Source organism: Ferribacterium limneticum, from assembly GCF_020510565.1.
Classification (GTDB): domain Bacteria; phylum Pseudomonadota; class Gammaproteobacteria; order Burkholderiales; family Rhodocyclaceae; genus Azonexus; species Azonexus limneticus_B.
On sequence record NZ_CP075189.1, the window covers coordinates 644,354 to 670,592 of the forward strand.

23 protein-coding genes are annotated in these 26,239 nt (G+C 60.5%); 14 read left to right on the forward strand and 9 right to left on the reverse strand.

Translation table 11 applies throughout. The features are described from left to right. Positions 1–39 precede the first annotated feature (39 nt). The 9 genes from KI610_RS03075 (at position 40) to KI610_RS03115 (ending at position 7,717) form a co-directional block, all read left to right on the forward strand. Complete coding sequence (locus KI610_RS03075; RefSeq protein WP_226497227.1) at positions 40–777, forward strand: amino acid ABC transporter permease; 738 nt, start codon at positions 40–42, stop codon at positions 775–777. Next, the gene (gene gltK, locus KI610_RS03080; RefSeq protein WP_226497228.1) at positions 777–1,460 is read left to right on the forward strand and encodes a glutamate/aspartate ABC transporter permease GltK; all 684 of its coding nucleotides are present in this window, start codon (positions 777–779) and stop codon (positions 1,458–1,460) included. Before KI610_RS03075 ends, gltK begins: the two co-directional genes overlap by 1 nt. 22 nt (positions 1,461–1,482) lie before the next feature. After that, positions 1,483–2,211: an amino acid ABC transporter ATP-binding protein gene (locus tag KI610_RS03085; protein WP_226497229.1), complete on the forward strand. Its 729-nt coding sequence runs from the start codon at positions 1,483–1,485 to the stop codon at positions 2,209–2,211. A 20-nt stretch (positions 2,212–2,231) separates the two neighbouring features. Further along, on the forward strand, positions 2,232–2,876 hold the full coding sequence (locus KI610_RS03090; protein ID WP_226401722.1) for a MarC family NAAT transporter: 645 nt from the start codon (positions 2,232–2,234) through the stop codon (positions 2,874–2,876). 78 nt (positions 2,877–2,954) lie between these two features. Continuing rightward, on the forward strand, positions 2,955–4,880 hold the full coding sequence (locus KI610_RS03095; RefSeq protein WP_226497230.1) for a sensor histidine kinase: 1,926 nt from the start codon (positions 2,955–2,957) through the stop codon (positions 4,878–4,880). After that, positions 4,877–6,196 carry a sigma-54-dependent transcriptional regulator gene (locus tag KI610_RS03100; RefSeq protein ID WP_226497231.1) on the forward strand — a complete coding sequence of 440 codons (1,320 nt, stop codon included), beginning with the start codon at positions 4,877–4,879 and terminating at the stop codon, positions 6,194–6,196. The genes KI610_RS03095 and KI610_RS03100 overlap by 4 nt, the downstream gene beginning before the upstream one ends. 169 nt (positions 6,197–6,365) lie before the next feature. Then, positions 6,366–6,641, forward strand: a complete 276-nt coding sequence (locus KI610_RS03105) for a type II toxin-antitoxin system Phd/YefM family antitoxin (protein ID WP_226497232.1) — start codon at positions 6,366–6,368, stop codon at positions 6,639–6,641. After that, a complete protein-coding gene (locus KI610_RS03110) occupies positions 6,641–6,982 on the forward strand; it encodes a type II toxin-antitoxin system RelE/ParE family toxin (protein WP_226497233.1) in 342 nt (113 codons plus the stop codon). Before KI610_RS03105 ends, KI610_RS03110 begins: the two co-directional genes overlap by 1 nt. Before the next feature lie 69 nt (positions 6,983–7,051). Continuing rightward, positions 7,052–7,717, forward strand: a complete 666-nt coding sequence (locus KI610_RS03115) for a hypothetical protein (protein WP_226497234.1) — start codon at positions 7,052–7,054, stop codon at positions 7,715–7,717. Positions 7,718–7,812: 95 nt separating this feature from the next. Here the strand turns inward: KI610_RS03115 and KI610_RS03120 are convergent, their stop codons facing one another. The 8 genes from KI610_RS03120 to KI610_RS03155 form a co-directional block, all read right to left on the reverse strand. Further along, positions 7,813–8,988, reverse strand: coding sequence for a porin (locus KI610_RS03120; RefSeq protein WP_226497235.1), 1,176 nt, complete (start codon positions 8,986–8,988; stop codon positions 7,813–7,815). A 135-nt stretch (positions 8,989–9,123) separates the two neighbouring features. Next, complete coding sequence (locus KI610_RS03125; RefSeq protein WP_226497236.1) at positions 9,124–10,185, reverse strand: asparaginase; 1,062 nt, start codon at positions 10,183–10,185, stop codon at positions 9,124–9,126. Positions 10,186–10,389: 204 nt separating this feature from the next. Then, positions 10,390–11,145 (reverse strand): sulfite exporter TauE/SafE family protein, encoded by a 756-nt coding sequence (locus KI610_RS03130; protein WP_226497237.1) that lies wholly within the window; start codon positions 11,143–11,145, stop codon positions 10,390–10,392. 88 nt (positions 11,146–11,233) lie between these two features. Further along, positions 11,234–12,532, reverse strand: a complete 1,299-nt coding sequence (locus KI610_RS03135) for a dicarboxylate/amino acid:cation symporter (protein WP_226497238.1) — start codon at positions 12,530–12,532, stop codon at positions 11,234–11,236. A 299-nt stretch (positions 12,533–12,831) separates the two neighbouring features. After that, a complete protein-coding gene (gene aspA / locus KI610_RS03140) occupies positions 12,832–14,256 on the reverse strand; it encodes an aspartate ammonia-lyase (protein WP_226497239.1) in 1,425 nt (474 codons plus the stop codon). Between the two features lie 299 nt (positions 14,257–14,555). Next, entirely contained in the window at positions 14,556–15,245 is a 690-nt protein-coding gene (locus KI610_RS03145) for a phosphatase PAP2 family protein (protein WP_226497240.1), read from the reverse strand. After that, on the reverse strand, positions 15,226–16,689 hold the full coding sequence (locus KI610_RS03150; protein ID WP_226497241.1) for a glycosyltransferase family 39 protein: 1,464 nt from the start codon (positions 16,687–16,689) through the stop codon (positions 15,226–15,228). Before KI610_RS03150 ends, KI610_RS03145 begins: the two co-directional genes overlap by 20 nt. Beyond that, positions 16,686–17,696: a glycosyltransferase family 2 protein gene (locus tag KI610_RS03155; RefSeq protein ID WP_226497242.1), complete on the reverse strand. Its 1,011-nt coding sequence runs from the start codon at positions 17,694–17,696 to the stop codon at positions 16,686–16,688. The genes KI610_RS03150 and KI610_RS03155 overlap by 4 nt, the downstream gene beginning before the upstream one ends. A 191-nt stretch (positions 17,697–17,887) precedes the next feature. Between KI610_RS03155 and KI610_RS03160 the strand changes: the two genes are divergently transcribed. The 5 genes from KI610_RS03160 (at position 17,888) to KI610_RS03180 (ending at position 23,699) form a co-directional block, all read left to right on the forward strand. Next, positions 17,888–19,873: an O-linked N-acetylglucosamine transferase, SPINDLY family protein gene (locus tag KI610_RS03160; RefSeq protein ID WP_226497243.1), complete on the forward strand. Its 1,986-nt coding sequence runs from the start codon at positions 17,888–17,890 to the stop codon at positions 19,871–19,873. A 187-nt stretch (positions 19,874–20,060) separates the two neighbouring features. After that, positions 20,061–20,633 carry an aminodeoxychorismate/anthranilate synthase component II gene (locus KI610_RS03165; RefSeq protein WP_226497244.1) on the forward strand — a complete coding sequence of 191 codons (573 nt, stop codon included), beginning with the start codon at positions 20,061–20,063 and terminating at the stop codon, positions 20,631–20,633. Beyond that, complete coding sequence (gene trpD, locus KI610_RS03170; RefSeq protein ID WP_226497245.1) at positions 20,630–21,658, forward strand: anthranilate phosphoribosyltransferase; 1,029 nt, start codon at positions 20,630–20,632, stop codon at positions 21,656–21,658. The genes KI610_RS03165 and trpD overlap by 4 nt, the downstream gene beginning before the upstream one ends. Beyond that, positions 21,655–22,443: an indole-3-glycerol phosphate synthase TrpC gene (gene trpC / locus KI610_RS03175; protein ID WP_226497246.1), complete on the forward strand. Its 789-nt coding sequence runs from the start codon at positions 21,655–21,657 to the stop codon at positions 22,441–22,443. Before trpD ends, trpC begins: the two co-directional genes overlap by 4 nt. A gap of 173 nt (positions 22,444–22,616) precedes the next feature. After that, positions 22,617–23,699 (forward strand): porin, encoded by a 1,083-nt coding sequence (locus KI610_RS03180; RefSeq protein ID WP_226497247.1) that lies wholly within the window; start codon positions 22,617–22,619, stop codon positions 23,697–23,699. A gap of 384 nt (positions 23,700–24,083) precedes the next feature. Here KI610_RS03180 and KI610_RS03185 read toward each other — a convergent pair whose 3' ends face one another. Continuing rightward, positions 24,084–26,231 carry an O-linked N-acetylglucosamine transferase, SPINDLY family protein gene (locus KI610_RS03185; protein WP_226497248.1) on the reverse strand — a complete coding sequence of 716 codons (2,148 nt, stop codon included), beginning with the start codon at positions 26,229–26,231 and terminating at the stop codon, positions 24,084–24,086. Positions 26,232–26,239: the final 8 nt, after the last annotated feature.

Below are 26,239 nucleotides of genomic sequence, written 5' to 3' on the forward strand. Positions count from 1 at the left end.
CGGGGGAGGGGGCAATCAAAACTCCTCGAGGAGACCGTCATGGGTTACCAATGGAACTGGGGTATCTTCCTGCAGCCAAGTGCGAGCGGGGACGACACCTATCTGGGCTGGATGATCACCGGCTTCAAAATGACCATCGCGCTGTCCCTGAGCGCCTGGGTTGTGGCGCTGCTGCTCGGCGCGCTGGTCGGCGTTCTGCGCACGGTGCCGAACAAGACGCTGGCCGGCATCGCCACCGCGTACGTCGAGCTGTTCCGCAACGTGCCGTTGCTCGTGCAACTGTTCATCTGGTATTTCGTGCTGCCCGAACTCTTGCCGGCCAGTATCGGCAATGCCTACAAGCAATCCAACCCGGTGTTCCAGCAGTTTCTTGCCTCGATGGTCTGCCTCGGCCTGTTCACCAGCGCCCGCGTCGCCGAGCAGGTGCGCGCTGGCATCAATTCGCTGCCCCGAGGCCAGAAGAACGCCGGTCTGGCCCTCGGCCTGACCTTGCCGCAGACCTACCGTTTCGTGATGCTGCCGATGGCCTTCCGCCTCGTCGTGCCGCCGCTGACTTCGGAGTTTCTCAACATCTTTAAGAACTCCGCCGTCTGCTCGACTATCGGCCTCCTTGAACTGGCCGCTCAGGGCCGCCAGCTGGTCGATTACACGGCGCAGCCCTACGAGTCCTTCATTGCCGTGACGCTGTCCTACATCATCATCAACGTCACCGTGATGACCCTGATGCACCGCTTCGAGAAGCGCATCGCCGTGCCCGGCTATATCGGAGGCAAATAATGACTTACGAATTCGACTGGTCCTCCATCCCCGGCGCCTTGCCCTTCCTCTGGGACGGCATGAAGATTTCGCTGGTCATCACCGCCCAGGCGGTGATCATCGGCATCGTCTGGGGCACCCTGCTCGCCATGATGCGGCTGTCGTCGGTCAAGCCGCTGTCGTGGTTCGCCGCCGGCTACGTCAACCTGTTCCGCGCTGTGCCGCTGGTCATGGTGCTGCTCTGGTTCTTCCTGATCGTGCCGGAATTTGTCGGGCAGCTATTCAACATTCCGAAGGGGACGGACTTGCGTTTGTCTTCGGCCATGGCCGGTTTTGCCCTGTTCGAAGCGGCCTATTACTCCGAGATCATCCGCGCCGGCATCCAGAGTGTGCCGAAGGGGCAGATTGCCGCCGCCTCGGCACTCGGCATGAACTACGCCCAGGCCATGCGCCTCGTCGTGCTGCCGCAGGCCTTCCGCAACATGGTGCCGCTGCTCCTGACGCAGGCCATCATCCTCTTCCAGGACACCTCGCTGGTCTATGTCTCGGCCCTCGCCGACTTCTTCGGTGCCGCCTACAAGGTCGGCGACCGCGATGGCCGGCTGGTCGAGCTGCTGCTCTTTGCCGGTGCCGTCTATTTCGTCATCTGCTTCTCCGCTTCGCAGATCGTGAAGCGCCTCCAGAAAAAATACCACCCGGCCTGATGGCCGCCGCCAGGAGATTCCCATGATCAAGATTGCCAACGTCAGCAAGCATTACGGCAGCTTCCAGGTGCTCAAGGATTGCACCACCTCGGTCAGCAAGGGCGAGGTCATCGTCGTCTGCGGCCCGTCCGGCTCGGGCAAATCGACGCTGATCAAGTGCGTCAATGGCCTCGAGCCCTTCCAGGCCGGCGAAATCGTCGTCAACGGCATTTCGGTCGGCGACCCGAAGACCAACCTGTCCAAGCTACGCGCCCAGGTCGGCATGGTCTTTCAAAATTTCGAGCTGTTCCCGCACATGAGCATCACCCAGAACCTGGCCATCGCCCAGGTCAAGGTGCTCAAGCGCAGTCAGGACGAGGCGATGGACAAGGGCCTCAAGCTGCTCGACCGCGTCGGCCTCAAGGCGCAGGCCGACAAGTTCCCCGGGCAACTTTCCGGCGGCCAGCAACAGCGCGTGGCGATCGCCCGGGCGCTGGCCATGGACCCGATCTGCATGCTGTTCGACGAGCCGACCTCGGCGCTCGATCCGGAAATGGTCAATGAAGTGCTCGACGTCATGACCGAACTGGCCCAGGAAGGCATGACCATGATGTGCGTGACGCACGAAATGGGCTTCGCCAAGCGCGTCGCCAGCCGGGTGATCTTCATGGACCAGGGCGCCATCGTCGAGGACGACAGCAAGGAAACCTTCTTCGCCAATCCGCGTTCGCAGCGGGCGCAGAACTTCCTCGCCAAGATCCTGCATCACTGAGCACCACGAGTCAGCCGCCCATGGACGATAGCCTGAACCGGCTGGCGATCAGCTTCTTCCTCGGCGGACTGGTCAGCCTGGCGACGATCACCAACCCGCTCTCGAAGATTCCCGTCTTCCTCACGCTGGCGACCGATGTCGAGCTTGGTGTCGCCTCCCGGGAAGCGCGGCAGGCCTGTTTTTACGGTTTTTTGCTGTTGACCGTGGGATTGTTCGCCGGCGTCTTCATCCTCGAGGCTTTCGGCATTTCCTTCGGCGCCCTGCGCATCGCCGGCGGCCTGACCGTGGCGCTGATCGGCTACCGCATGCTGTTCGGCACGAGCGACGCGGCGCTGGTCGGCGGCAGCGGCAGCTTCGCCTTCTTTCCGCTGGCCATGCCGGGCATTGCAGGTCCGGGGGCGCTGGCCACGGTGATCGGGATTTCCAGCGAGATCGCCGAACTGACCGGCGGCATGCAGCGTTTGACGGCCTATGCGGCGACGGTAGCGAGCATCGCCGCGACCTGCCTGCTGATCTGGCTGGTCCTGCGTTCGGCGCGCTGGGCGTCGCGCCGGCTGGGGGCGGAGGGCATCAATGTCGTCGCCCGCCTGACCGGATTCCTGCTCATTTGCATCGGCGTCCAGTTCGTCGGTTCGGGCATCCGCAGTTTCATGGCCGGTATCTGAGCGTGCCGAATCGCTCGCCTGCCGCCGCGTTTGGGAGGTTTCCCAACTTACAATGAAGCACTCATTCCCGATCTGATCATGCCCGACGCCCGCCAGCCCATCCCGATCTCCCTGACCAAGCCCCATCGCGTGCTCGGGGTGGCGGCAGTGCTGGTGCTGATCCTGGTCACTGCGCTGTTTGCCTACCGGGCTTCCGAGAAGCAGGGCTTCAACCAGATGCGTGACGAGGCCAGCCACCAGCTCGATATTCTGGCTGCCGCCATCGACAGCGAAGTGACGCGGCACGCCTCGATCCCCAGCGCCGTCGAGCTCAATCCGGACGTTCTGGCCCTGCTGCGCGCCCCGGCCGAGCGACGCGATGCGCTGCAGGCCACGGCCAACCGCTTCCTGCAAAAACTCAACGACCATCTCGGCGGGCCGGCGATTTTCGTGCTCGACACCAGCGGGCGGGTCGTCGCTTCGAGCGACTGGATATTCTCCGACAACCTGCTCGGCGCCGATCTTTCCAATATCCCGCTGTTTCGCGACGCCGTCGCCGGGACGCCGGGCCGACATTACGCCGTCGACAACGTGCGCCAGGAGCCGGGCTATTTCTTCGCGCTGCCCATCCGCGACGAACAGCAGGACTGGAAGGTGATCGGCGTCGCCGTCGTCAAATCCAGCCTGCACGAGCTGGAGCGGCGCTGGCTCGGCCAGGAGGCGCCGGCCCTGATCGTCGACGCCAACGGCATCGTGCTCCTCGCCTCGCCACCCGAATGGCGCTACGCCACGCTGCAGCCGCAAAACCCGGCCGTGCTGGCGCGCATCAGCCAGGAGCAGTTCGCCGGCCAGCCGCTCGGCGTCACTTCGCTCGACATCGCCATCGACGCCGCGCAGGAGGGCACCGTTGTCCGCCTGTCGCGCCAGCTCAAGCCCGATCCCGGCCCGCTGCAGGGCGCCAAGTCCTACCTCGCCCTGAGCCGCCACCTGCCGGGAACGGCCTGGCGCATCGTCGTTTTTTCCGACCTGCGTCCGGTTTTCGTCCAGGCCTCGACCCACGCCGCACTGGCCGCCGCGGCCATCGGCTGTTTCCTGCTCTGGCTGGCCTTCCTCAGTCAGCGCCGGCGCCTCGCCCGCGGTCGCGAGGAGGCGCGCGCCATGCTCGAACAGGCCAACCAGGAACTGGAACGCAATGTCGCGGCGCGCACCGCCGACCTCTCCGAAGCCGTCACCGGCTTGCAACGCGAAGTCGCCGAACGCCAGCGCGCCGAACAGACCCTGCGCGCCGCCCAGGACGAACTGGTCCAGGCCGCCAAGCTCGCCGTGCTCGGCCAGATGGCGACCGGCATCACCCATGAACTCAGCCAGCCGCTCGGCGCCATCCGCACCCTGTCGGCCAATGCCGTCGAATTCATGCATCGCGGCGACCTCGCCACGGCCGAAAAGAATCTTGGCATCGTCGGCCAGCTGGCCGAGCAGGCCGGCGGCATCATCACGCCGCTCAAGACTTTCGCCCGCAAGTCGCCGGCCGTCTCGGTGGCGGTCGACGTGGCGCAGGCGGTCGATGCGGCGCTGTTCCTGTTCGACGCCCGGCTGAAAAAGATGAATGTCACGGTCAACCGGAATTTTGGCCCAAAATCGGAAATCGCCTGGTGCGACCAGAACCGCCTGCAACAGGTGCTGGTCAATCTGATCGGCAACGCCATCGACGCCATGGCCGACGAGCCGGAACGTCGCCTGACGTTCAGCGCCGACCGCGCCAGCTCCGGCCAGCTTGCCCTGGCCGTCAGCGACAGCGGCTTCGGCTTCACCGAAAAAGCGCTCGAACACCTGTTCGAACCCTTCTTCACCACCAAGCAGCCGGGCGAAGGCCTCGGCCTTGGCCTGACCATTTCGCGCGACATCCTGCGCGATTTCGGCGGCGACCTGCTGGCCGGCCCGGCGCCCGGCGGCGGCGCCCGTTTCGTCATCCTGCTGCCGGCCGTGCCGCCGGCCACCACCTCGCCCGAAAAGGGGTTGTCATGAAGCCCGAACTCTCCGTCCTGCTTGTCGAAGACGACCCCAATGTCCGCCTCGGCTGCGAGCAGGCCATGCAACTGGCCGGCATCACCGTCGATGCCGTGGACTCGGCCGAAGAAGCGCAGCGCCGCCTGCGCGCCGGCTACCCGGGCATCGTCGTCACCGACATGCGCTTGCCCGGCATCGACGGCATGGCGCTCCTGCGCTGGGTTGTCGAGCTCGACGCCGACCTGCCGGTCATCATCATCACCGGTCACGGCGACGTCACGCTGGCCGTCGAGGCCATGCGCAGCGGCGCCTACGACTTCATGCAGAAACCGTTCTCGACCAGCGATCTGGTCGACGTCGTTCGCCGGGCGCTGGAAAAGCGCGAACTCGTCCTCGAAGTCGACGCCCTGCGCCGCCGGCTCGACCATCGCGACAGCCTCGAATCGCGCCTCATCGGCCGTTCGCCGCAAATGGCCAAGGTCCGCCAGCTGATCCTCGATGTCGCCGGGGCCGCGGTCGACGTGCTGATCTTCGGCGAAACCGGCACCGGCAAGGAAATGGTCGCCCGCTGCCTGCACGACCTCAGCCATCCCGGCCAGCAGAATTACGTCGCGCTCAATTGCGGCGGCATGTCCGACAACCTGCTCGACAGCGAACTCTTCGGCCACGAGCCGGGCGCCTTCACCGGCGCCCAGAAACGCCGCATCGGCAAGATCGAGTACGCCAGCGGCGGCACGCTCTTCCTCGACGAAGTCGAATCGATGCCGGTCAACATGCAGATCAAGCTGCTCCGCGTCCTGCAGGAAAGGGTTATCGAACGCCTCGGCTCGAACCAGCAAATCCCCGTCTCCTGTCGCGTCGTCGCCGCCAGCAAGGAAGACCTCAAGCTGCTTTCCGACCACGGAAAATTCCGCGCCGACCTCTACTACCGCCTCAACGTCGTGCGCATCGAACTGCCCCCGCTGCGCGAACGGCGCGAAGACATCCCGGCTCTCTACGACGAATTCCTGCTCCACGCCGCCAAACGCTACAACCGCCCGCCGCCCCCGCTCACCTCTGAATACCTGCGCCGCCTCATGGCGCAAGACTGGCCGGGCAACATCCGCGAACTGCGCAACGCCGCCGACTGCCACGCCCTCGGCATCGGCCGCGACGCCATGGCCACCGGCAGCGGCGCCGCCCAATCGCTGACCGAAGCCGTCGAAAACTACGAACGCGGCCTCGTCGCCGACGAATTCACCCGCCAGGAAGGCAACATCGCCCGCACCAGCGAAGCCCTCAAAATCGCCCGCACCACGCTGCATGACAAGCTCAAGAAATACGGGTTGATCTGAGCGGCGAATTTGGTTGAAGCGCAGTGGTGAGTCGGCGGCAATTGCCGCCGACAGGATTTCAATTTTGGCCGTTTTTTCCGGTTGACCGTGGCATTCGGGATTGATCAGAATGTTGTTCAAGGACTGTAAAAAGACTATATTAAGTCCTCTGTCACCCAAGGAAAAACCCATGCGCTATTCATCCCAAGTCAAGCCGATCAGCTACCTCAAGGCGAACGCCGCCGAGGTGCTGGCGCATTTGTCCGAACAGCGCGAGCCTTTGGTCATCACCCAAAACGGCGAAGCCAAGGCCGTGCTGCAGGATGTCGCGTCCTATGAAGAAACCCAGGAAACGTTGGCACTGCTCAAGATTTTGGCGCTGGGCAATCAAGACGTCGAAGCGGGGCGAGTCAAGCCGGTCGCCGACGTAGTGGCGCGCCTGCGCAATAAGCGGACGCCTGACTGATGCCAGGCAAGCCGCATCGCTACGAGGTTCTGCTCACTCGGGCGGCGGAACAGGATTTGGAATCCATCCATGACTACATCGCCGAGTTCGACTGCGTAGCCAACGCCAACTACGTTCTTGATCAGTTGATGGAGGTCGTCGATGGCCTGGCGCATTTCCCTGAGCGGGGCAGCTATCCCAAGGAGTTGGCGGCGCTGGGCATCACTGAGTACCGCCAGACCGCTTTCAAGCCGTACCGGGTTATCTACCGCGTTGTCGGCGGCCAGGTCGTCATCTACCTGATCATCGATGGTCGTCGCGACATGCAGTCGGCACTAGCTCGCAGGTTTTTCGGTGCTTGACCAGGAGTGTCCGGCTACAGAAACAAATGCAGTCGTGGCCTATCCATTATCATCCAGCCCCTTCACAAAATGAGCGCCCAAAGCACATCAAAGCAGTTTGCACTTATTGAGATCAAGAGCACTCCTCTTGGGCATGTTCTAAATAAGTTTCGCGAGCACTACATATCACTGGATGCCCCTGAATCATTGGTCATTCCATATGTCCTTACATGTGCGGCATACCTGGAGGCAAAACTAAATGATGCACTGTTTTGCCATTCATTAAAGACGCACGGACAGGAGGTTGCCGATGCAATGGTCACTCTGTCATTACCCAAAAAGCTTGGCGTCTTAGTATCCGTACTAACAGAAGGAAACTACTCGATCAACAAACAGCACTTTGTATATCAACGGCTGATGTCGTTGATTCGCGTAAGAAACTCTTTGGCCCATGCGAAGTCGGAGTTGGAGACAGCTACTGCTGAAGAACACCAATTGGTAACTGTCCCAATACTTTTTTCTTCGCCAGAGAAGATCCCTCGTCGTTTGGTGGAGCGACAAAATTCTGGGCTCGACCTGACTTTGGGGGCTACAACGACGTTTACTCCCCTTGAGTACCATGAGGCGCTGGAAAAACTCAATAAATGGTTCTTCAATCGCAGCCCAGACCGACTCTCTAAAGTTCAAATGGTTGTCGCTCATCCCAAGGGGCATTGGAAAGACAACCATTCCACTCTCGTCAAATACCTTGACTAACCTTTCCAGCAGACTGAGTGTTCTCTTTTCAAAATGTCCTGCATCCAAATACATACAACTCCCCGGGACGGCGATTACCGTCCCGGGTCTCTAGCTTAGAACCAGTACTGATAACCCAGCGCCAGCCCGTAAGCTGAATCGCCCGGATTGACCGTGTAGTTGCCGGCCGAACTGGTGCCCATCGGGACCAGGGCCGAGCCGGCGCTGTTCTTGTGGGCGGAGAAGATGGCATAGACGGCGGATTGGGCGCCAATGCTTTCTAACCAGCCGATGGTGGCGACGCTGCCCTTGTTGTCGGGGTTGCTGTTCTCGGTCTTGCCTTCGCCGTAGGAGAGCAGCAGCTTGCCGGTGCCGGTCACGGCCGTGCGGCTGCCGACCATCCATTCATGGCGCGTTGTCTTGAGGCCAGCATCCGGCGTCGTCACGGCATGGCCGTAGCCGGCCAGCAGCTTGGTTTTCATGATCTGGTAGCCGACGCCGATGAAGGCGTTTTCGGTTTTTGCTGTCGCGCTGCTCGCATGGTCGTCGTCCTGGTAGGCGACGCTCATGTCGAAGGGGCCATTTTCGTAATTGACGGCGATGGCCATGGCGTCCGATGACTTACCGGTTTCGCCGCCCAGCGCCAGCATGACATTGGCGCTCAGCCCCTTGAATTTCGGCGTGGCATAGACCAGCGAGTTGTCGAAGCGGGTGGAGCCGGTGCTGACGTTGCCGTCGGTGGTCGGCGAGCCGTAACCCTGCTCGTAGGCGTCGTAATTGATGATGGCGTTGTAGACCGGCGAGTACTGGCGGCCGGCGGTCAGGCGCCCGTATTTGCCTTCGATGCCGGCGTAGGCCTGGCGACCGAGCAGGCGTCCGCCCTGGGCCAGCGTGCCCTTGTTGAGGAAGATGCCGCTTTCCAGTTGGAAGACGCCGCGGACGCCTTCCGTGATGTCGGCGCCGCCCTTGACGCCGAGGCGGGTGCCGTTGAGGCCGCCGGATTCAAGCGACAGGCGGTCGCCCTTGCCGCCGCCGCTGTTGTATTCGGTGAAAAGGTCGAGTTTGCCGTAGACCGTGACATTAGCGTTGGCGCCGAGCGAAGAGTTGGAGAGGACCGGCGCCTTGCTGTCCGGTGCGGCGCGCGGGGCTTCCTTGGCCTGGGCTTCAAGCTGGGCGATGCGCTCCTGCATTTTTTGCATGGCGGCCTTCATGTCGTCCAGTTCACCGGCCTGGGCGGGTGCGAACGCCGAGCAGAGGCCGGCGGCAGTCATGGCGAGTACGAGTTTTTTCATGGTGCGATCCTTGATTCGAGAAAAAGTGGGTCCCTGCCGGCATCTGCGATGCGGCATCGGTGTCTTGTCTGAAACGGGGGGAGCCGGGCGGGCAGCAGGGCCCGCCGGTGGTTTAGCTAGTCAAACTGCGCTGGCTCAGTATTCCCAGAAAATGCGCTGGAGTTCCTTGCTGTCGTTGGTCTTGGTCAGAGCAACGGCGGCCAGGATGCGGGCCTTCTGCGGGTTGAGGTCGTGGGCGACGACCCAGTCGTACTGGTCGTCCGGCTGCTCGGCATTGCGCAGCACGAAGCCGCCGGCATTGACGTGCGAGGAACGGATGATCTGGACGCCCTTGGCACGCAGTTCGCGCAGGCCGGGAACGACGCGGGCGGCGACCGAACCGTTGCCGGTGCCGGCGTGGATGATCGCTTTGGCACCCTTGTCGGCCAGCGCACGATAGGCGGTGTCGCTGACGTTGCCGTGACCGTAGGCGATTTCAACCGGGGCCAGGGTGCTGATCTTTTCGATGTCGAATTCCGAGTTGACCGTATGGCGCTTGGCCGGCAGGCGGAACCAGTAGTTCTTGCCCTCGACCACCATGCCGAGCGCGCCCCACGGGCTCTTGAAGGCTTCGGTCTTGATGTTGATCATCTTGGAGACGTCGCGACCGCTGTTCAGTTCGTCGTTCATCGTGACCAGCACGCCCTTGCCGCGCGCATCCGGGCTGGCGGCGACGCTCACCGCGTTCGACAGGTTGAGCATGCCGTCGGCCGACATGGCCGTGCCCGGGCGCATCGAGCCAACGACGACGATGGGCTTGTCGGTATGGACGACGAGGTTCAGGAAGTAGGCGGTTTCTTCAAGCGTGTCGGTGCCGTGGGTGACGACGATGCCGTCGACGTCGCCCTGCTTGGCGAGTGCGGCGACGCGCTTGCCGAGGGTGACGAGGTGCTCGTTGGTGAAGCTTTCGGAGGCGATCTGGAAGACCTGTTCGCCGCGGACCTGGGCGACGTCGGCGAGGGTCGGAATGCCGGCGATCAATTTATCGACCGGTACCTTGGCGGCTTGATAGGTGGCGCTCTTGGCAACATCGGCCCCGGCCCCGGCGATGGTGCCGCCGGTAGCGAGGATGACGACATTTGGCTTGTCGGCGAAGGCGGGTAGCGCCTGACAGAAGGCTACGGCGATCAGCGCGCAGCGGGCGAGGAAGCGGTTCATTGAATCTCCTTGTGCATTGAAGAAACCCGGGGTTGGTTTCGTGCTTGTTAATCAGCACGGGTCATGCCAGATGTTTGGGGGATGCTGTTTGTTTATATGTGATTGATTTGTTGGGGAATGGTTTTGTGGTGCCCGGTGTTTTTGACGGAATGTCGAGGCTTGGCCGACGCTGGCCATCGGTTTTTCGATAGGCAAGCCGCTGTCTCAGAAGATTTCAACCAGCTGCTTGACGATCAGCACGCTGACCACGCCGAGGAAAGCCTTGCGGATGAAGCCGGCGCCGTGTTTCAGCGCGAGGTGGGTGCCGACGTAGGCGCCGGCCAGGTTGCAGGCCGCCATGGTCAGGCCGACGGCCCACAGGATGGGGCCGTGGCTGGCAAAGAAGCCGATCGCCGAGACGTTGGTGGCCAAATTGACGACCTTGGCGCTGGCCGAGGCGCGAATGAAATCGAGGCCAAAGACGCGGACGAAGCCGAAGATCAGGAAGCTGCCCGTACCCGGCCCGAAGAAACCGTCGTAGAAACCGATGACCAGCCCGAACAGCGCGCCGCGCCAGCGGTCGCCGGGGCGTGGCGCGTGCGTCTCGACGTGGCCGAGGTTTTTGCGCAGGAAGGTGTAGATGGCGACGGCCAGCATCATGGCGACGACCAGCGGTCGCATCGCCTCGCGCGGGATCCAGGCGACCACGGCGGCGCCCAGCCAGGCGCCGAGCAGCGCGGCGGCGGTGGCAGGCAGCACCAGGCGCCACGGGATGCGCACGGCACGGGCGTAGCGCCATAGCGAGGCGCCGGTGCCGGCGATGCTCGATACCTTGTTGGTGCCGAACAGGGTCGGGATGCCAGTCTGAGGAAAGGCGGAGAGCAGCACCGGGATCTGGATCAGGCCGCCACCGCCGACCACGGCATCGACCATGCCGGCAAAGAAGGCAGCGGGGGCGAGAATGAACCAGTCGATAGGCATGATGAACTCAAAAAAAGACCCGGTGCGGGGGCACCGGGTCAAGCAAGAGGGTTCGGCGCGGGGGCGGCCGAACCCTGAGGAGGGATGGTTAGGCGGTGACTGGCACGGCGTCCTCGCCGGCTACTGGTAGCGCGTCATCGACATCAGCGAGGGACTCGTCCACTGGGTCGATGGCCTGTTCCCACTTGGCGACGACGGCGGTGGCGATGGCGTTGCCGAGTACGTTGGTCGCCGTGCGCCCCATGTCGAGGAAGTGGTCGATGCCGAGGATCAGTAGCAGGCCGGCCTCGGGCAGCCCGAACATCGGCAGCACGGCGGCGACGACGACCAGCGACGAACGTGGCACGCCGGCCACGCCTTTGCTCGAGATCATGAGGACCAGCAGCATGGTGATCTGTGTCCCCAGGCTCAGTTCGATGCCGTAAGCCTGGCCGATGAACAGCGCGGCGAAGGCGCAGTAGAGCATCGAGCCGTCGAGGTTGAAGGAGTAGCCGAGCGGCAGCACGAAGCCGGTGATGCGGTCCTTGACGCCGAATTTCTCGAGCTGCTCCATCAGCTTGGGGTAGGCCGATTCGCTGCTGGCGGTCGAGAAGCCGAGCAACATCGGGCTGCGCACCAGATTGAGCAGGCGGAAGACTTCCTTGCCGAGCACGAAGTAACCGGCCGCGATGAGCACCAGCCAGAGCACGGCGAGGGCGATGTAGAAGCTGGCCAGCAGCTTGCCGAAGACGACCAGCATGCCCAGGCCCTGCGTCGTGATGATGCCGGCGACGGCGCCGAAAACGCCGATCGGGGCGAAGCGCATGACGTAGTCGGTGACCTTGAGCATGACGTGCACGACTTCTTCCATCGTGTTCACCAGGCTGCGCGCCGCCTGATTGTGCAGGTGGCCGAGCGCCAGACCAAAGAAGACGGCGAAGACGAGGATCTGCAGGATTTCATTGGCCGCCATCGCCTCGAAGAAATTCTTCGGGAAGACGTGGGTGATGAAATCCTTGAGGTTCAGCGCGCTGGTTTTCAGACCGACGGCGCTGCCCAGCTCGGGTAACGGCACGCCCAGATTGGCGCCGGGTTGCAGCAGGTTGGCGAAGACCAGGCCGAGCGCCAGCGAGCATAGCGAGGCGGCGACGAACCAGCCAAGCGCCTTGGCGCCGATCCGGCCAACCGTCTTCGAATCGCCCATGCCGGCCAGGCCGACGACCAGGGTGGCGAAGACGAGTGGGGCGATGATCATCTTGATCAGGCGCAGGAAGATGTCGGTCAGGATGCCGAAGTAGCCGGCGATTTCCTTGGCGGCGGCCGGGCCGCCGGCCATGGTGTTGCAGGCGTAGCCGACGATGACGCCGAGCACCATGGCGATCATGATCAGGGTGGTTAACCGGTTCATTTTCATGATGGTTTCCTTGTTGTGTGCATTGAATGAAGGGCTTGCTTGGAGGTCGTTTGCGATCTTTTGTCGGTCATCCAAACCCCTGATGAATCCACTAAGCACCCGACTAAGCCGCCAAGAAGTGGCGGCCAAGTCTCTGCTTATCCCCAGCCCTCCCCTTGTCAGGGGAGGGAGCCTGATTGCGCGCGGTTTGGTTTGCTCCTCCCCTGAAAAGGGGAGGCCGGGAGGGGTTTGCGGACTTTTCAATCAAAACCGTAGCCTGGGTTCGTGACTTTCCGAGGATCAAGAACAGCCTCTTACGCCGCCCGCGGCAGGATCATTTGCGGCTTGGTCAGCACTTCAGGACGCAGCACGTCGGCCAGTTGCTCGGAGCTCATGAGCTTGCGTTCGAGAACGATCTCGGCGACGCCGCGCCCGCTCAGGTGGGCTTCGGCAGCGATTTCGGTAGCGTTGGCGTAACCGATGTACGGGTTGAGCGCGGTGACGATGCCGATCGAGTGCTCGACGCTGGCGCGCAGCGTTTCGCGGTTGGCGGTGATGCCGTCTACGCAATGGTCGGCCAGCGTCTTGCAGCCCTTGCGCAGGTGCAGCACGCTCTTGAACAGGCTGTGGGCGATGATCGGCTCGAAGGCGTTGAGCTGCAGCTGGCCGGCCTCGGCGGCGAAAGTCACGGTGGTGTCGTTGCCGATGACTTCGAAGGCGATCTGGTTGACCACTTCCGGGATCACCGGATTGACCTTGCCCGGCATGATCGACGAGCCGGCCTGGCGCGGCGGCAGGTTGATTTCGCCGAAACCGGCGCGTGGACCGGAGGAGAGCAGGCGCAGGTCGTTGCAGACCTTGGACAGCTTGACGGCGACACGCTTGAGGACGCCGGATAGCTGCACGAAGCTGCCGCAATCCTGTGTCGCCTCGATCAGGTTGGGGGCGGTGAGGACCGGGATGCCGCTGATCTCGACCAGCTTGCGGCAGACGATGGCGGCGTAGTCCGGATGGGCGTTGATGCCGGTGCCGATGGCGGTGGCACCGAGGTTCATTTCGCGGATGAGCAGGGCGGCTTCGCGGAGGCGTTCCTCGTCTTCGCCGAGCATCACGGCGTAGGTCGAGAACTCCTGGCCGAGGGTCATCGGCACGGCGTCCTGCAACTGGGTGCGGCCCATCTTGAGCACATCGGCGAATTCTTCGGCCTTGCGCTCAAAGGCGCGGCGCAGATAGGCCATGGCCTCGACGAGGCGGAAGATGCCGACGTAGGTGGCGAGCTTGAGCGCTGTCGGATAGACGTCGTTGGTCGACTGGCTCATGTTCACGTGCTCGTTCGGGTGCAGGTGCTGGTACTCGCCGCGAGCGTGGCCGAGGATTTCGAGCGCCCGGTTGGCGATCACCTCGTTGGCGTTCATGTTGGTCGAGGTGCCGGCACCGCCCTGGATGACGTCGACGACGAACTGGTCGTGCCACTGGCCGTCGATGACTTCGCGGCAGGCGGCGGCGATGGCGTCGGCGCGTTTGGCATCGAGCAGGCCGAGCTGGCGGTTGGCCTGGGCGGCAGCCTTCTTGATCTGGGCCAGGGCGCGAATGAGGTCCGGGTAGACTGTGATGGAGATGCCGGTGATGTCGAAGTTTTCCAGGGCACGCAGGGTGTGCACGCCGTAATAGGCCTCGGCCGGGACTTGGCGGTCGCCGAGCAGGTCGTGTTCGAGGCGGTGGGTTGGTTGTTGGGTCATGTTGTCTCTCCGGTTCGGTGTTGTAGTTGGTCCGGCTGGCGTGCCGTCCATTGCCTTGTCTTTGCACGTGTCATGCCAGCGGAAATTGATCTGCCGGGTACTGATTTTTAATGGTTTTTTTCGGGGGGCAATGCGGGGGTGCCGGATTTCCGAGGTTTCGGCAGGGCGGGCGTTCGGATTTCCGAAGGGAGGGGACTCGATATTTGCGTCGATTGATCGCACGCGACCCAAAAACAAAAAACCGCCGGTTTCGGCGGTTTTTGTTTTTGGGCGTTATTTCCGGTTGACCGTGGGAATGCTCATTTATCGCTCGGCGGTAGCCACTTCAGCCGCCGGAACGCCCATTCCGTCAGCCACAGGCTGAAATAGGTCGCGAACCACGCGAAGATCGTGTCGGACAGGAAGTGTCCGCCTGCGGTCATGCGCACCACGGCAAGCAGCGTGGCGGTGGCGAGGCTGGCCAGCAGCCAGCGTCGCCGTACCGCCGGCGCACCCAGCCAGCCAAAGGCCATGACGAAGGCGGCGGTGGCGACATGGCCGCTGACGAAGGAGCAATTCTTCGGGCACTGGTCGGTCGGCACGAAGGCCGGGGTGAATTTTAACGGGCCGTTGAATTCAGCCACCGTCGCCGGGCGAGCCCGGTGCCAGCCATCCTTGAGCGTGGCATCGACGAGTAGCACCGGTCCGAGCAGCGCCGCAGCGAGCAGGAAACCGAAGGTCGTCCGCCGGGCATGCAGCCAGCTCAGGCGTTTGATGGTGCCCAGCAGCAGGCCGCCGGCGAGGATGACGAGCAACGCCTGTCCGACACGCGGCGTGCCGCGGTAGAGCAGTTCGAACAGCGGCCAGTTGCCGCCGGAAAACGCCCATTTGCCGTCGTGGTAGAAAACCCGGCTGGCAGCCAGGTCGATCTCCGGAAACCCGACGAAGAGCACCGCCAGCAGCGCAAACACGACGCCGGCGACGCGAAGCTCAATAGCCCTTGAAGTCATGCAGCAGGTAAACATCCATGTCGCGGCTGTTCGTCGCGTCGAGCGGCGCTTTCAGCGTGGCCAGTTTTTCGATGCGGGCGAAGCGCGGGGCGAAATCGGCGCCTGGCGCGGTGTCGGTGATCAGGAGCGCATCCTTGCCGAGGTAGGGGCGCAGGTCGGTGGTCAGCTTGTAATGGTCGCTGGCGATGCCGGACGGGTTCCAGCTCGCGGCGGCCGGCTTGAGGTCGCGCAGTTCGTAAAGCATATGGGCGAGCAGGGTGCGGTTGTCGGCGACGAGAACGGCGTTCGGGTGAGCCTGGACGACGGGCTTGAGCTGGCGACCCAGTTCATCCCAGCCCATGGCGCGTTTGAACGGGTTCAATTTTGCCTGTTTTTCCGGGTTGACCGTAGCAATCACCTGCGGCCAGTGAAAGACCAGCCCGACGAACAATAGATTGATCGTCAGGCCGCCGATCAGCCACTTTTTCTTTTCGCGCTGCAGCAGCCAGGCGACGGCGGCGATGACGGCCGGCGCAAAGGCAGGCGCCGCCCAGTTGGCATTGGCGCTGCTCTTCATGGCCTGCGCCGAGACGACGATCCACAGCGGCAGCGCAAACCAGAGCAGGAGCCGGGTCCGGTCGTCGCGCCAGCTTTCGCGAACACGGACGAGGAGCAGAACGAAAACGCTGCCGAGCACCGGGCCGAAGGCGATCCACTGCGCCGCCCAGAATTCGCCGAGCGAGGCCAGCCCGCCGCCGGATTGACGGTTCAACGTGATGTCTGCCGTGTGCTTGAGCGTCGGGAAATCGTGGGTGAAATTCCAGACGATGTTTGGCGACAGAATGAGCAGTGCCAGGCCGACCGCCAGCCAGGGCTTGGCCGAGGCCAGCCGTGGCCGATGAAAGGCGAGCAGGAACAGGAAAGCAGCGCCCAGCCACGCCGCCATCGTGTATTTGGAGAGCAGGCCGAGGCCGCAGACCAGCCCGAGCAACAGCCAGTCGCCCCACGAATCGCTGTCCAGCGCGCGCAGGAATGCCCACAGCGCCAGCGCCCAGAACAGCGTGAGCAGCGCATCGGTCGAAACGAACAGGCCGAGCCAGGAAAAAATCGGCAGCGTTAAAACTGCAATGGCCGACCAGAAGGCAACGCGCTCGTCGTAGAGCCGGCGGGCAATCGCCCAGCACGCGGCAGCGGCCAGCGGATAGCAGAGCATGGACAGCGCCTTGACGCCGACCAGCCCGTCGCCGAACAGCGCGGTGGATAGCCAGATCAGCGCCGCGACGCCGGGCGGCTTGGAGAAATAGCCCCAATCCAGATGCTGCGCCCAGGTCCAGTATTGCGCTTCATCGACGTAGAGCGTGATGCCGAGATTGGGCAGTAGCCAGAAGCGCCAGGCAAGCAGGGCGGCCGTCAGGCCAAACAGCAGTTTTACGCTGTTTTTCCGGTTGACCGTGGAAAGGCTCACGCCGACTTGTGCCAGCCTTCGTCAGCCGCCAGATCGCGTTCCGGGCGCGCCGAGTAGGAGCGGATGGTGCCGGATTCGAAGTAGATGCGGGCCAGCAGCTCAGACAGCACGCCGGTCGTGATGAAGTGGATGCCGGCAATCAGCGTGCCGATGCCGACGATGAGCAGCGGACGGCCGCCGATGTTTTCACCGAGGCCGAACTTGACCCAGGCCAGCCAGGTCATGATCAGACCAGAAAGGGCAGTCAGGCCAAGGCCGATGCCGCCGAAGAAGTGACCGGGACGAGCGCGGAAGCGCATGAAAAAATAGACCGCGATCAAATCGAGAATGACCCGGAAAGTGCGCGAAATGCCGTACTTCGACACGCCAGCCGTGCGCGCGTGGTGGGTTGTCGGCTCCTGCGCGATGCGGCGCGGCGTGGTGACTGTGGCCAGCCAGGCCGGAATGAAACGGTGCATTTCGCCGTACAGGCGCACGCTCTTGATCACACTGCCACGGAAGGCCTTGAGACTGCAGCCGTAATCGCGCAGATGCACGCCGGTCATCCGGGCGATCAGCTTGTTGGCAATCTTCGACGGAATCTTGCGCAGGAACAGGCCGTCCTGACGGTTCTGACGCCAGCCGGCGACGAGGTCGAGGTCTTCGTTGATGAGCCGGGCAACCATGCGCGGAATGTCGATCGGATCGTTCTGCAAATCGCCATCCATGGTCACGATCACATCGCCACGCGCCGCGTCGATACCAGCCTGCATGGCCGCCGTCTGCTTGAAATTGCGCGTCAGTTCGACGACGCGAACGTGTGGCCCGTATTCGCGCGAACACTGCACGGCGCGATCCACCGTCGCATCGCTGCTGCCGTCATCGACCAGCACCAGCTCCCACGGATAGTCGTAACCGACCAGCGCCTCATGCACGCGCTTGACCAGCGGCGCGATGTTGTCTTCCTCGTTGTAGAAGGGGACGACGATGGAAAGGCTGTGTGGGGGAATCGAAAGTTCGGCGCTCATGGCTTGGTCCGGCGGGAAAGGGCGCATTTTAATCCAAAAGCACCCCAAGGAAGCCGCACAGCCGCTTTAATATAGAATCCCGCGTTTGCAAAATTGGCAATGAATCAACAGCCTGCCTCGAGTAATTGCCCGTGGCAGTAGATGCGTCGTCAAGACGTAACACACTACCCTTAGCTGGAAAATCACTATTTATGTCCAAGCAGTTTATTGCTCAGTACATCGGTGCTGCCAGTGCCGCCAATGCCAATGGTCAATACGGTAACGCTGTCGACTGGTGTCGGCGGGCTATCAGCCTGTCGTCCAAATTACCCGAGGCCTGGTACAACTTGGGCATCGCTTATCGAGGACAGGGGCTGCAGGAACAAGCTCTGAATGCACTGAAAAAAACAGATGCCCTTACCCGCGACAACCCGGATGCACAGAATAGCGTTGGGCTGCAACTGCTAGAGTTGGGGGCACTCCGTGACGCAGAGCGATGTCTCAATCGCGCCCTGTTCCTTGCGCCGGGGTTCGTGTATGCACACTCCAATATGGGGATGCTGCATCAGATGCGGGGGCGCCTCGATGAGGCAGAAGCATCGTTCAGGAAAGCCATTGAGCTTCAGCCCGATCTGGCAGCGCTTTATGTGAATCTGAGTGGTCTACAGAACCTTCGAAAGCGGCATGAGCTTGCCGAGAAGGCTGCCCGCAGGGCGATAGATCTTGAACCTGGCTATTGCAAGGCGTGGAGCAGTCTGGGGTTGATTCAGCTGGAACAAAAACGCTACAAGGATGCAGCCGATTCTTTTGCCAGGAGTTTGGCGCTGGGTCCCCTGGCCGACTTTGTGTTGGGCGATATGATGCATTCCAGAATGCATATTTGCGACTGGGCGGGCTTTGACGAGAGTCTGGCGAAGCTTGAGCAGCAACTTGGTGAGAACAGGAAAGTTGTCAACCCGTTTTCAGTCTTGGCGCTCACCGCAGATTTGGCGCTACTTCGCAAGGCAGCAGAGATTTTTGCATTGAATCAACGCTCCGAAGCGTTACGCTTGGGACCTATTTCGAGGCAGGCGCGCCGCGACCGAATTCGCATCGGATACTACTCTGCCGATTTTCACGAGCACGCCACAGCTTATTTGATGGCCGAGCTTTTCGAGTTGCACGACAAAAGCAAATTCGAACTCGTTGCATTCTCGTTCGGCCCTGATAGCAAGGACACAATGCGCCAAAGGTTATCGGCTGCTTTTGATCGCTTCATCGACGTCAGCCATCGTACAGACCGGGAGGTAGCACTTCTTTCCAGGGAAATGGGCATCGATATCGCCGTTGATCTCAAGGGGTGCACCCAGGATAGCAGACCCGGAATATTTGCCTGTCGTGCGGCCCCTGTGCAAGTGAGCTATCTTGGTTTTCCTGGAACGATGGGCGTGGATTTCATGGACTACATCGTTGCCGACCAAACGCTTATTCCGACTGAGAGCCAGCCTTTCTACTCGGAGAAGATTGTCTATCTGCCCAATAGCTACCAAGTGAACGATGCCAAGCGACAAACTTCTCCCCAAATCTTTACCCGTGAGGCGTTGGGTTTGCCTGCATCTGGTTTTGTCTTTGCCTGTTTTAACAACAACTACAAGATTACTCCGCGCACCTTTGCCGGCTGGATGCGCATCCTGAACCGGGTTGCCGATTCGGTGTTGTGGCTTTTTCAGGCCAACGCAGATGCCGTAGGTAATCTCCGCAAAGAGGCGGCATCGCATGGTGTCGATCCTTGTCGCCTGATCTTTGCTGAGCATTTACCGTTACCCAAGCATCTGGCGCGTATCGGTATGGCTGACCTCTTTCTGGATACATTGCCCTACAACGCCCATACGACAACGAGCGATGCGCTTTGGGCGGGCTTGCCTGTATTGACCTGCCCTGGAGCTTCGTTTGCATCCCGGGTCGCGGCCAGTCTCCTTAATGCCATCGGTTTGCCGGAACTCATAGCGCCCACACAGCAGGACTATGAAAATATGGCCGTTGAACTGGCCGGTGATTCCGTACGGCTTGCCGCCATAAAGGAAAAACTTGCGCAAAATAGAAATTCCGAGCCGCTGTTCGATTCCAGGCTATTTGCTACACATATTGAAGCGGCTTATGTCGAGATGCACGAGCGCTTTCATTCGGATTTGCCGCCAGCGCACATTTTTGTGCAGTGATTAGTTCGTGTTGGTTTGGCGCCTTGGGCAATGGTTTCAGTCAAGGCAGATCTGGGCGACAATAGCTTTTTTCAGAATACGCTTCTGGACCGTCGGCAGCGGAGCGCCCGAACAACAAGGGGTGGCTCGGTGGATTTGCCCGAAAATCCGGGGGCGAGGCCTCGTAAAACAAAAGGATAGCTGCTTTATGCTGCTGATGATCGACAACTACGACAGCTTCACCTACAACATCGTCCAGTACTTCGGCGAGCTTGGGCAGGACGTGAAGGTTTACCGCAACGACACCATCACGCTCGACGAAATCGCCTGCCTTAAGCCCGAATACCTGGTTATTTCGCCCGGCCCCTGCGCCCCGGCCCAGGCCGGCATCTCGCTGGCAGCCATCCGCGCATTCGCCGGCAAGATTCCGCTACTTGGCGTTTGCCTCGGCCACCAGTCCATCGGCGAAGCCTTTGGCGGCAAGATCGTGCACGCCAAGCAACTCATGCATGGCAAGGTGTCGCCGGTGCATCACAAGGATGTCGGCGTCTTCAAGGGCCTGCCCAACCCGCTGACCTGCACGCGCTACCACTCGCTGGCCATCGAGCGCGAATCGCTGCCCGATTGTCTGGAGATCACGGCCTGGACCGACGACGGCGAGATCATGGGCGTCCGCCACAAGACGCTGGCCGTCGAAGGCGTGCAGTTCCACCCCGAATCCATCCTGACCGAACGCGGTCACGATCTGCTCAAGAACTTTCTGGACGAACACAAGAAATGACCCCGCAAGCCGCCCTCCAGCGTGTCATCGAACACCGCGAAATTTTCCATGACGAAATGGTTTCCCTGATGCGCCAGATCATGAGTGGCGAAGTTTCGCCGGTCATGATCGCCGCCATCATCACCGGCCTGCGCGTCAAGAAGGAAACCATCGGCGAAATCGCTGCTGCCGCCAGCGTCATGCGCGAACTGGCGACGCCGGTCAAGGTGCCCTACGACAACCGCTTCGTCGATATCGTCGGCACGGGCGGCGATTCGGCCCACAGTTTCAATATCTCGACCACCTCCATCTTCGTTGCCGCCGCCGCTGGCGCCAAAGTCGCCAAGCACGGCGGACGCAGCGTTTCGTCCAGCTCCGGCAGCGCCGACGTGCTCGAAGCGCTCGGCGCCAACATCATGCTGTCGCCCGAGCAGGTCGCTGCCTGCGTTGAACTGTGTGGCATCGGCTTCATGTTCGCCCCCAATCACCACAGCGCCATGAAGCACGTTGCCCCGGTTCGTCGTGAAATGGGCGTGCGCACGCTGTTCAACATCCTTGGCCCGCTGACCAACCCGGCCGGTGCGCCCAACACCCTGATGGGCGTCTTTCACCCCGACCTCGTCGGCATTCAGGTGCGCGTCATGCAGCGCCTCGGCGCCGAACGCGTCCTCGTCGTACACGGCCGCGACAATCTCGACGAAATCTCCCTCGGTGCCGCCACTTTGGTCGGTGAGCTGAGAAACGGCGAAGTCACCGAATACGAAGTACACCCCGAAGACTTCGGTCTGCAAATGATGTCCCTGCGTAACCTGCGCGTCGGTAGCGCCGCAGAATCCATGGCAGTCATGCTCGGCGCCCTCGACAACAAACCGGGCGCCGCCCGCGAAATCGTTTGCCTCAATGCCGGCGCCGCGCTCTACGTAGCCAACGTCGCCGACAGCATCGGCGACGGCATCGCCAAGGCCCGCGAAGCCATCGCCAGCGGCGCAGCCCGCGCCAAGCTCGCGCAGTTCGTCGAGAGCACCCAGAAGTTGGCAGCAAAATGAGCGACATCCTCAACAAAATCATCGCCACCAAGCATGAAGAAATCGCTACCGCGCTGGCCGTCAAGCCGCTCGCCATCGTCGAAGCCGAAGCTGCCGCCCAGCCTGCGCCGCGCGATTTCGTCGGCGCCATCCGCGACAAGCTCTCCCACGGTCAACCGGGAATAATCGCCGAAATCAAAAAGGCCAGCCCCTCCAAAGGCGTCATCCGCCCGGACTTTCACCCCGCCGACATCGCCCGCAGCTACGAGCAACACGGCGCCGCCTGCCTGTCGGTGCTGACCGATCGCCAATACTTCCAAGGCTGCCCCAAATACCTGCAAGCCGCCCGCGCCGCCTGCGAGCTGCCTGTGCTGCGCAAAGACTTCATGGTTGACGCCTATCAGGTCGCCGAAGCCCGCGCCATGGGCGCCGACGCCATCCTGCTCATAGCCGCCGCGCTGACGCTGTCCGAAATGCAAGCCCTTGAAGCTCAAGCAAACGCCTACGGTATGGCCGTGCTCGTCGAAGTGCACAACGGCGAAGAACTCGACGCCGCCCTGCAACTAAAAACCCCACTCCTCGGCATCAACAACCGCAACCTGCGCACCTTCGACGTCACGCTCGAGACAACCCTGGGACTGCTGTCGCGCATCCCCGCCGACAAGATCGTCGTCACCGAAAGCGGCATCCTCGCCCCGGAAGACGTCGCCCTGATGCGCAACAACAACGTCCAGGCCTTCCTTGTCGGCGAAGCCTTCATGCGTGCGCCGGAGCCGGGTTCCGAGTTGGCAAGGCTGTTTGCCTGATTTGTGTTGCGTCAAAACAACATAACTTTAGAGAAGCCTCCCAACATGCCAATCACCGGTTGCTAGGGCGTTTCGCTCTTTGCGACAATCGATGCTAACTTCTCGATCCGAGAGGTAAAGCTTAATTCGGTTTTATTGCTGGATTAAAAACTAACCACTAAGGAGATTTTCTGATGCAAAAGAAGATTATTGCTCTGGCCATCGCTGGTCTGGCTTCTACCGCCGCTTTCGCCCAAACCAACGTCACCATCTACGGTATTGCTGATGCTTCCGTTTCTGCTACTACCCGTCTGGGTAGCACCAACGGTCAAACCCAGTTCAACGTCAATTCCGGCACCCTTTCGACCTCGCGCATTGGTTTCAAGGGCGTTGAAGATCTGGGCAACGGCCTGAAGGCTCTGTTCGTTCTGGAATACGGTCTGGGTATCGACGGTTCCAACCCGATCGGTTACAGCACCACCTCTTCCGCAGTTGCTCGTCAACAATTCGTCGGCCTGACCGGCGGCTTCGGTACGGCTGTTGCCGGTCACCTGCAAACGACCGGTCTTGACTTCACGGTCGCCGCTTCCGCTCTGGGTGGTTCTTCTGCCCTCGGCGCTGCCAACGTTGGTATCGGTGGCCTCCAAGCCTCCTCTGCTACCCACCTGGTTTCCGCTCTCTATGGTGGCCGTCAGTCCAACGCTCTTGCCTACATCTCGCCGTCCTTCGGTGGTGTGACCGTTGCTTACAACCACGCTCGCGTGACCGAGGCCGCTGGCACGACCGGTACCACCGATGCTCACGGCGATCTGCTGTCGGCTAGCTACGCCAACGGCCCGATCACCGCTGGTGCGATCTACACCAAGGTTACCCTGGATGGTGCCAACAACAACGTCAAGGAATGGGGTCTGCGTGCCGGTTACGACTTCTCGGTCGTCAAGCTGCAAGCTGCTTACCAGCGTGCAAAGTCTGAAGCCCTCACCCTGGGTGCGGACAGCATGTGGGTTGTTTCCGCGACCGTTCCGGTTGGCGCGAAGGTTGGCCTCATCGCCGAATACGCTCACACCGGCGTGAAGTCTACGGCTGCTGAAGACAACGTTGCTGCTGCTACCGTTGCCGCTACCTACTCGCTGTCCAAGCGTACGACCGCTTACGCTGGTGTGGTTGCCAAGCGCGTGCAAAACGATACGAACCGCAATACGATTACCGGTACCGGTGCAAATCCTTACGCAGCTGACACCAACACCTTCGCTGTTGGTCTGCGTCACTCCTTCTAATCTGGTTAAATCCAGTTGGAAACAAAAAACGGGAGCTTCGGCTCCCGTTTTTTTGTTCCAGATTTTTTCGCTTCGCTTCAACAAACGCTGAATGTATCTGCATTGGTTGGAAAATAAATTCAGAGGTGGTTAATACACAGCCGCAGTAGTTGCGAGTTGAAGCGATCCTGCATGTAAGGCAGAGCCCCGATAGAGCGATAACCGGTCATTGGGTAAATCAGTGCTCGTGATGACCGGCAATAATGTTCCTTTGGCTAATCTCAGCTAGTTTCGGTCCCTCACCAGGAATACTGTATTCAGCCTTATTTTGCGCTGGCTGACAGAAGGGTCTGGTTGGAGCTATTTGCCAAGCATTGCGAAGATGCGACCTTCAAAATGGATTTCTCAAGACATTGGCTGGTCATGTCGTATCTTTGCCACATGAAAATTTGGCACCTCAATCACATCTGGCGGTAATCCTGCCTGATAGCGATCGTTCATCGCCAGGTATGCAGTTTCGATATGTTTGGTGAACGTCTTTGTGTCAAACAAAGGAGTCGTCAGTCGATTGAGCTCAAGCTTGCTCTTGACCTTTTCAAGTTTGTCAGGGTACGTGGCTAGTTCGATGGCCTTGGCCTCAAATTCTTCCTGCTTATGCGTGATGAGGTCAGGCAAATCAATGGCGTTGAGCAGGCTCGCTGCGACACGGCTGGCAAAGGACTTGCCCGTACACGTCAATACTGGCAGCCCTGCCCACAAAGCATCGCTGGTTGTTGTGTGCGCGTTGTAGGGGAGTGTATCGATGAATAGGTCGGCGTAACGGTGCCGCGCCAGGTGCTCGTCGAGCGGCATCCGCTTGGCGAAAATAAGTCGGTTGCTGTCTACTCCTCTTTTTCCCGCCTCATTACGTAGATTTGCAGCAGCAATGGAGTTATCTTCCAATAGCCAAAGTACACTGCCATCGATAGCCTTTAGGATGCGCATCCAGCTATCAAACGTTGCAGGAAGGATCTTGAAGTTGTTGTTGAAACAACAGAATACGAACCCTTTGTCCGGAAGACCGAGTTCATGCTTGCTGAACTGCCTGTCGGAAATCCTGCGCTTGGAGTCGTTTACTTGATAGCTATTTGGTAGATAAGCGACCTTTTCGGAAAAGTCGGCTCGCCGTTCCATCGGAATGACAGTCTTGTCCGCAATAACGTAGTCGAAATAGCCGGAGCCCATCGTGCCGGGGTATCCGAGGTAGTTAACCTGAATGGGGGCGGCACGCTCAGCGAAAATTCCTGTTCGCGAATCCTGAGTGTATCCCTTGAGATCAACAGCGATATCGATGCCTAATTCGCGCGATAGCTTCGCTACTTCGCAATCGCTAATATCTCCAACTTCGAAGAAGTAATCAAATGCAGCAACAAGCCTCTGACGCATTTCATCGTCTGAATGCGGTCCGAATGTGAAGCCGTACAATTCGAACCGGGATGGATCGTGCTCCTCAAACAACTCAGCCATTAAGTAGGCGGTGGCGTGGTTATGAAAATCTGCGGAGTAGTAGCCAATGCGAATTTTGCCGTCCGGTGACCGTGGTTGTGTAATTGGGCCGAGTACTTCTTGTCGCTTCAGTTGGTAGGTTGCGTAGATTTGGGATGCCTTCAGGTGTAGTTCTGGCGAATCGGCCGCGCCCAATAATTCGAACGGCTGCGTAACCGGCTTCCCCTCTAGAACTCCTTTAAGCAAGCGGTCGACCTCTACCGAAAAGTTTCCCCAGTTACAAAACTTCATCCTGAGGTGGAGCCTCGAACCAGCAAGAAATTCATAATCTGGCTTGAGTTCCAATGCCTTGTCGTACGTGGAGAGCGCTTCATCCAAGCGTTTTAGATCAACGAGCGCGTTGCCGCGGTTGTTGTATGCCTCAACGTAGTCAGGCTTCAGCGCTATTGCCTTGTCGTAACTTGCTAGCGCGTCGTCCAGAAGTCTGAGGTCCTTAAGGGCTGTGCCACGGTTGTTGTACGCCTCGGCATAGTCTGGCCTGAGTGCCAGTGCCTTTTCGTAATTGGTGAGCGCCTCGTCCGGACGTCTCAGTTCCTTAAGGACAACACCACGGTTGTTATACGCCTCGGCGTAGTCTGGCTTGAGCGCCAGTGCCTTTTCGCAATTCGCGAGTGCTTCGTGTAGTCGTCTGAGTTCTTTAAGAACAATGCCGCGGTTGTTGTGCGCCTCAGCATTGTCTGGCTTGAGCGCCAGCGCCTTATCGTAATTGGCGAGCGCCTCGCTATACCTTTTTAGATGGTGGCATACTATTCCCAGATTCATCCAGGCTTCTGGGTTTGTCGGGTCAAGTTCGATTGCACTTAAACAGTATTCCTGTGCGGTTTGATACTTTTTAAGTTTGATTAGCGTTGCGGCTAAGTTGGTTAAAGTTGATATCCTCGCTGGAATAAATTTTAATGAACCAAGGAAAAATTGTTCCGCATCTCGATAATTTTCATTTTCAAAGGCATTTAAGCCAAGCAGAAATAATTCTTTCGCTTTTTCGAAATCGGATTCAGAACTGACCATTTATCAAA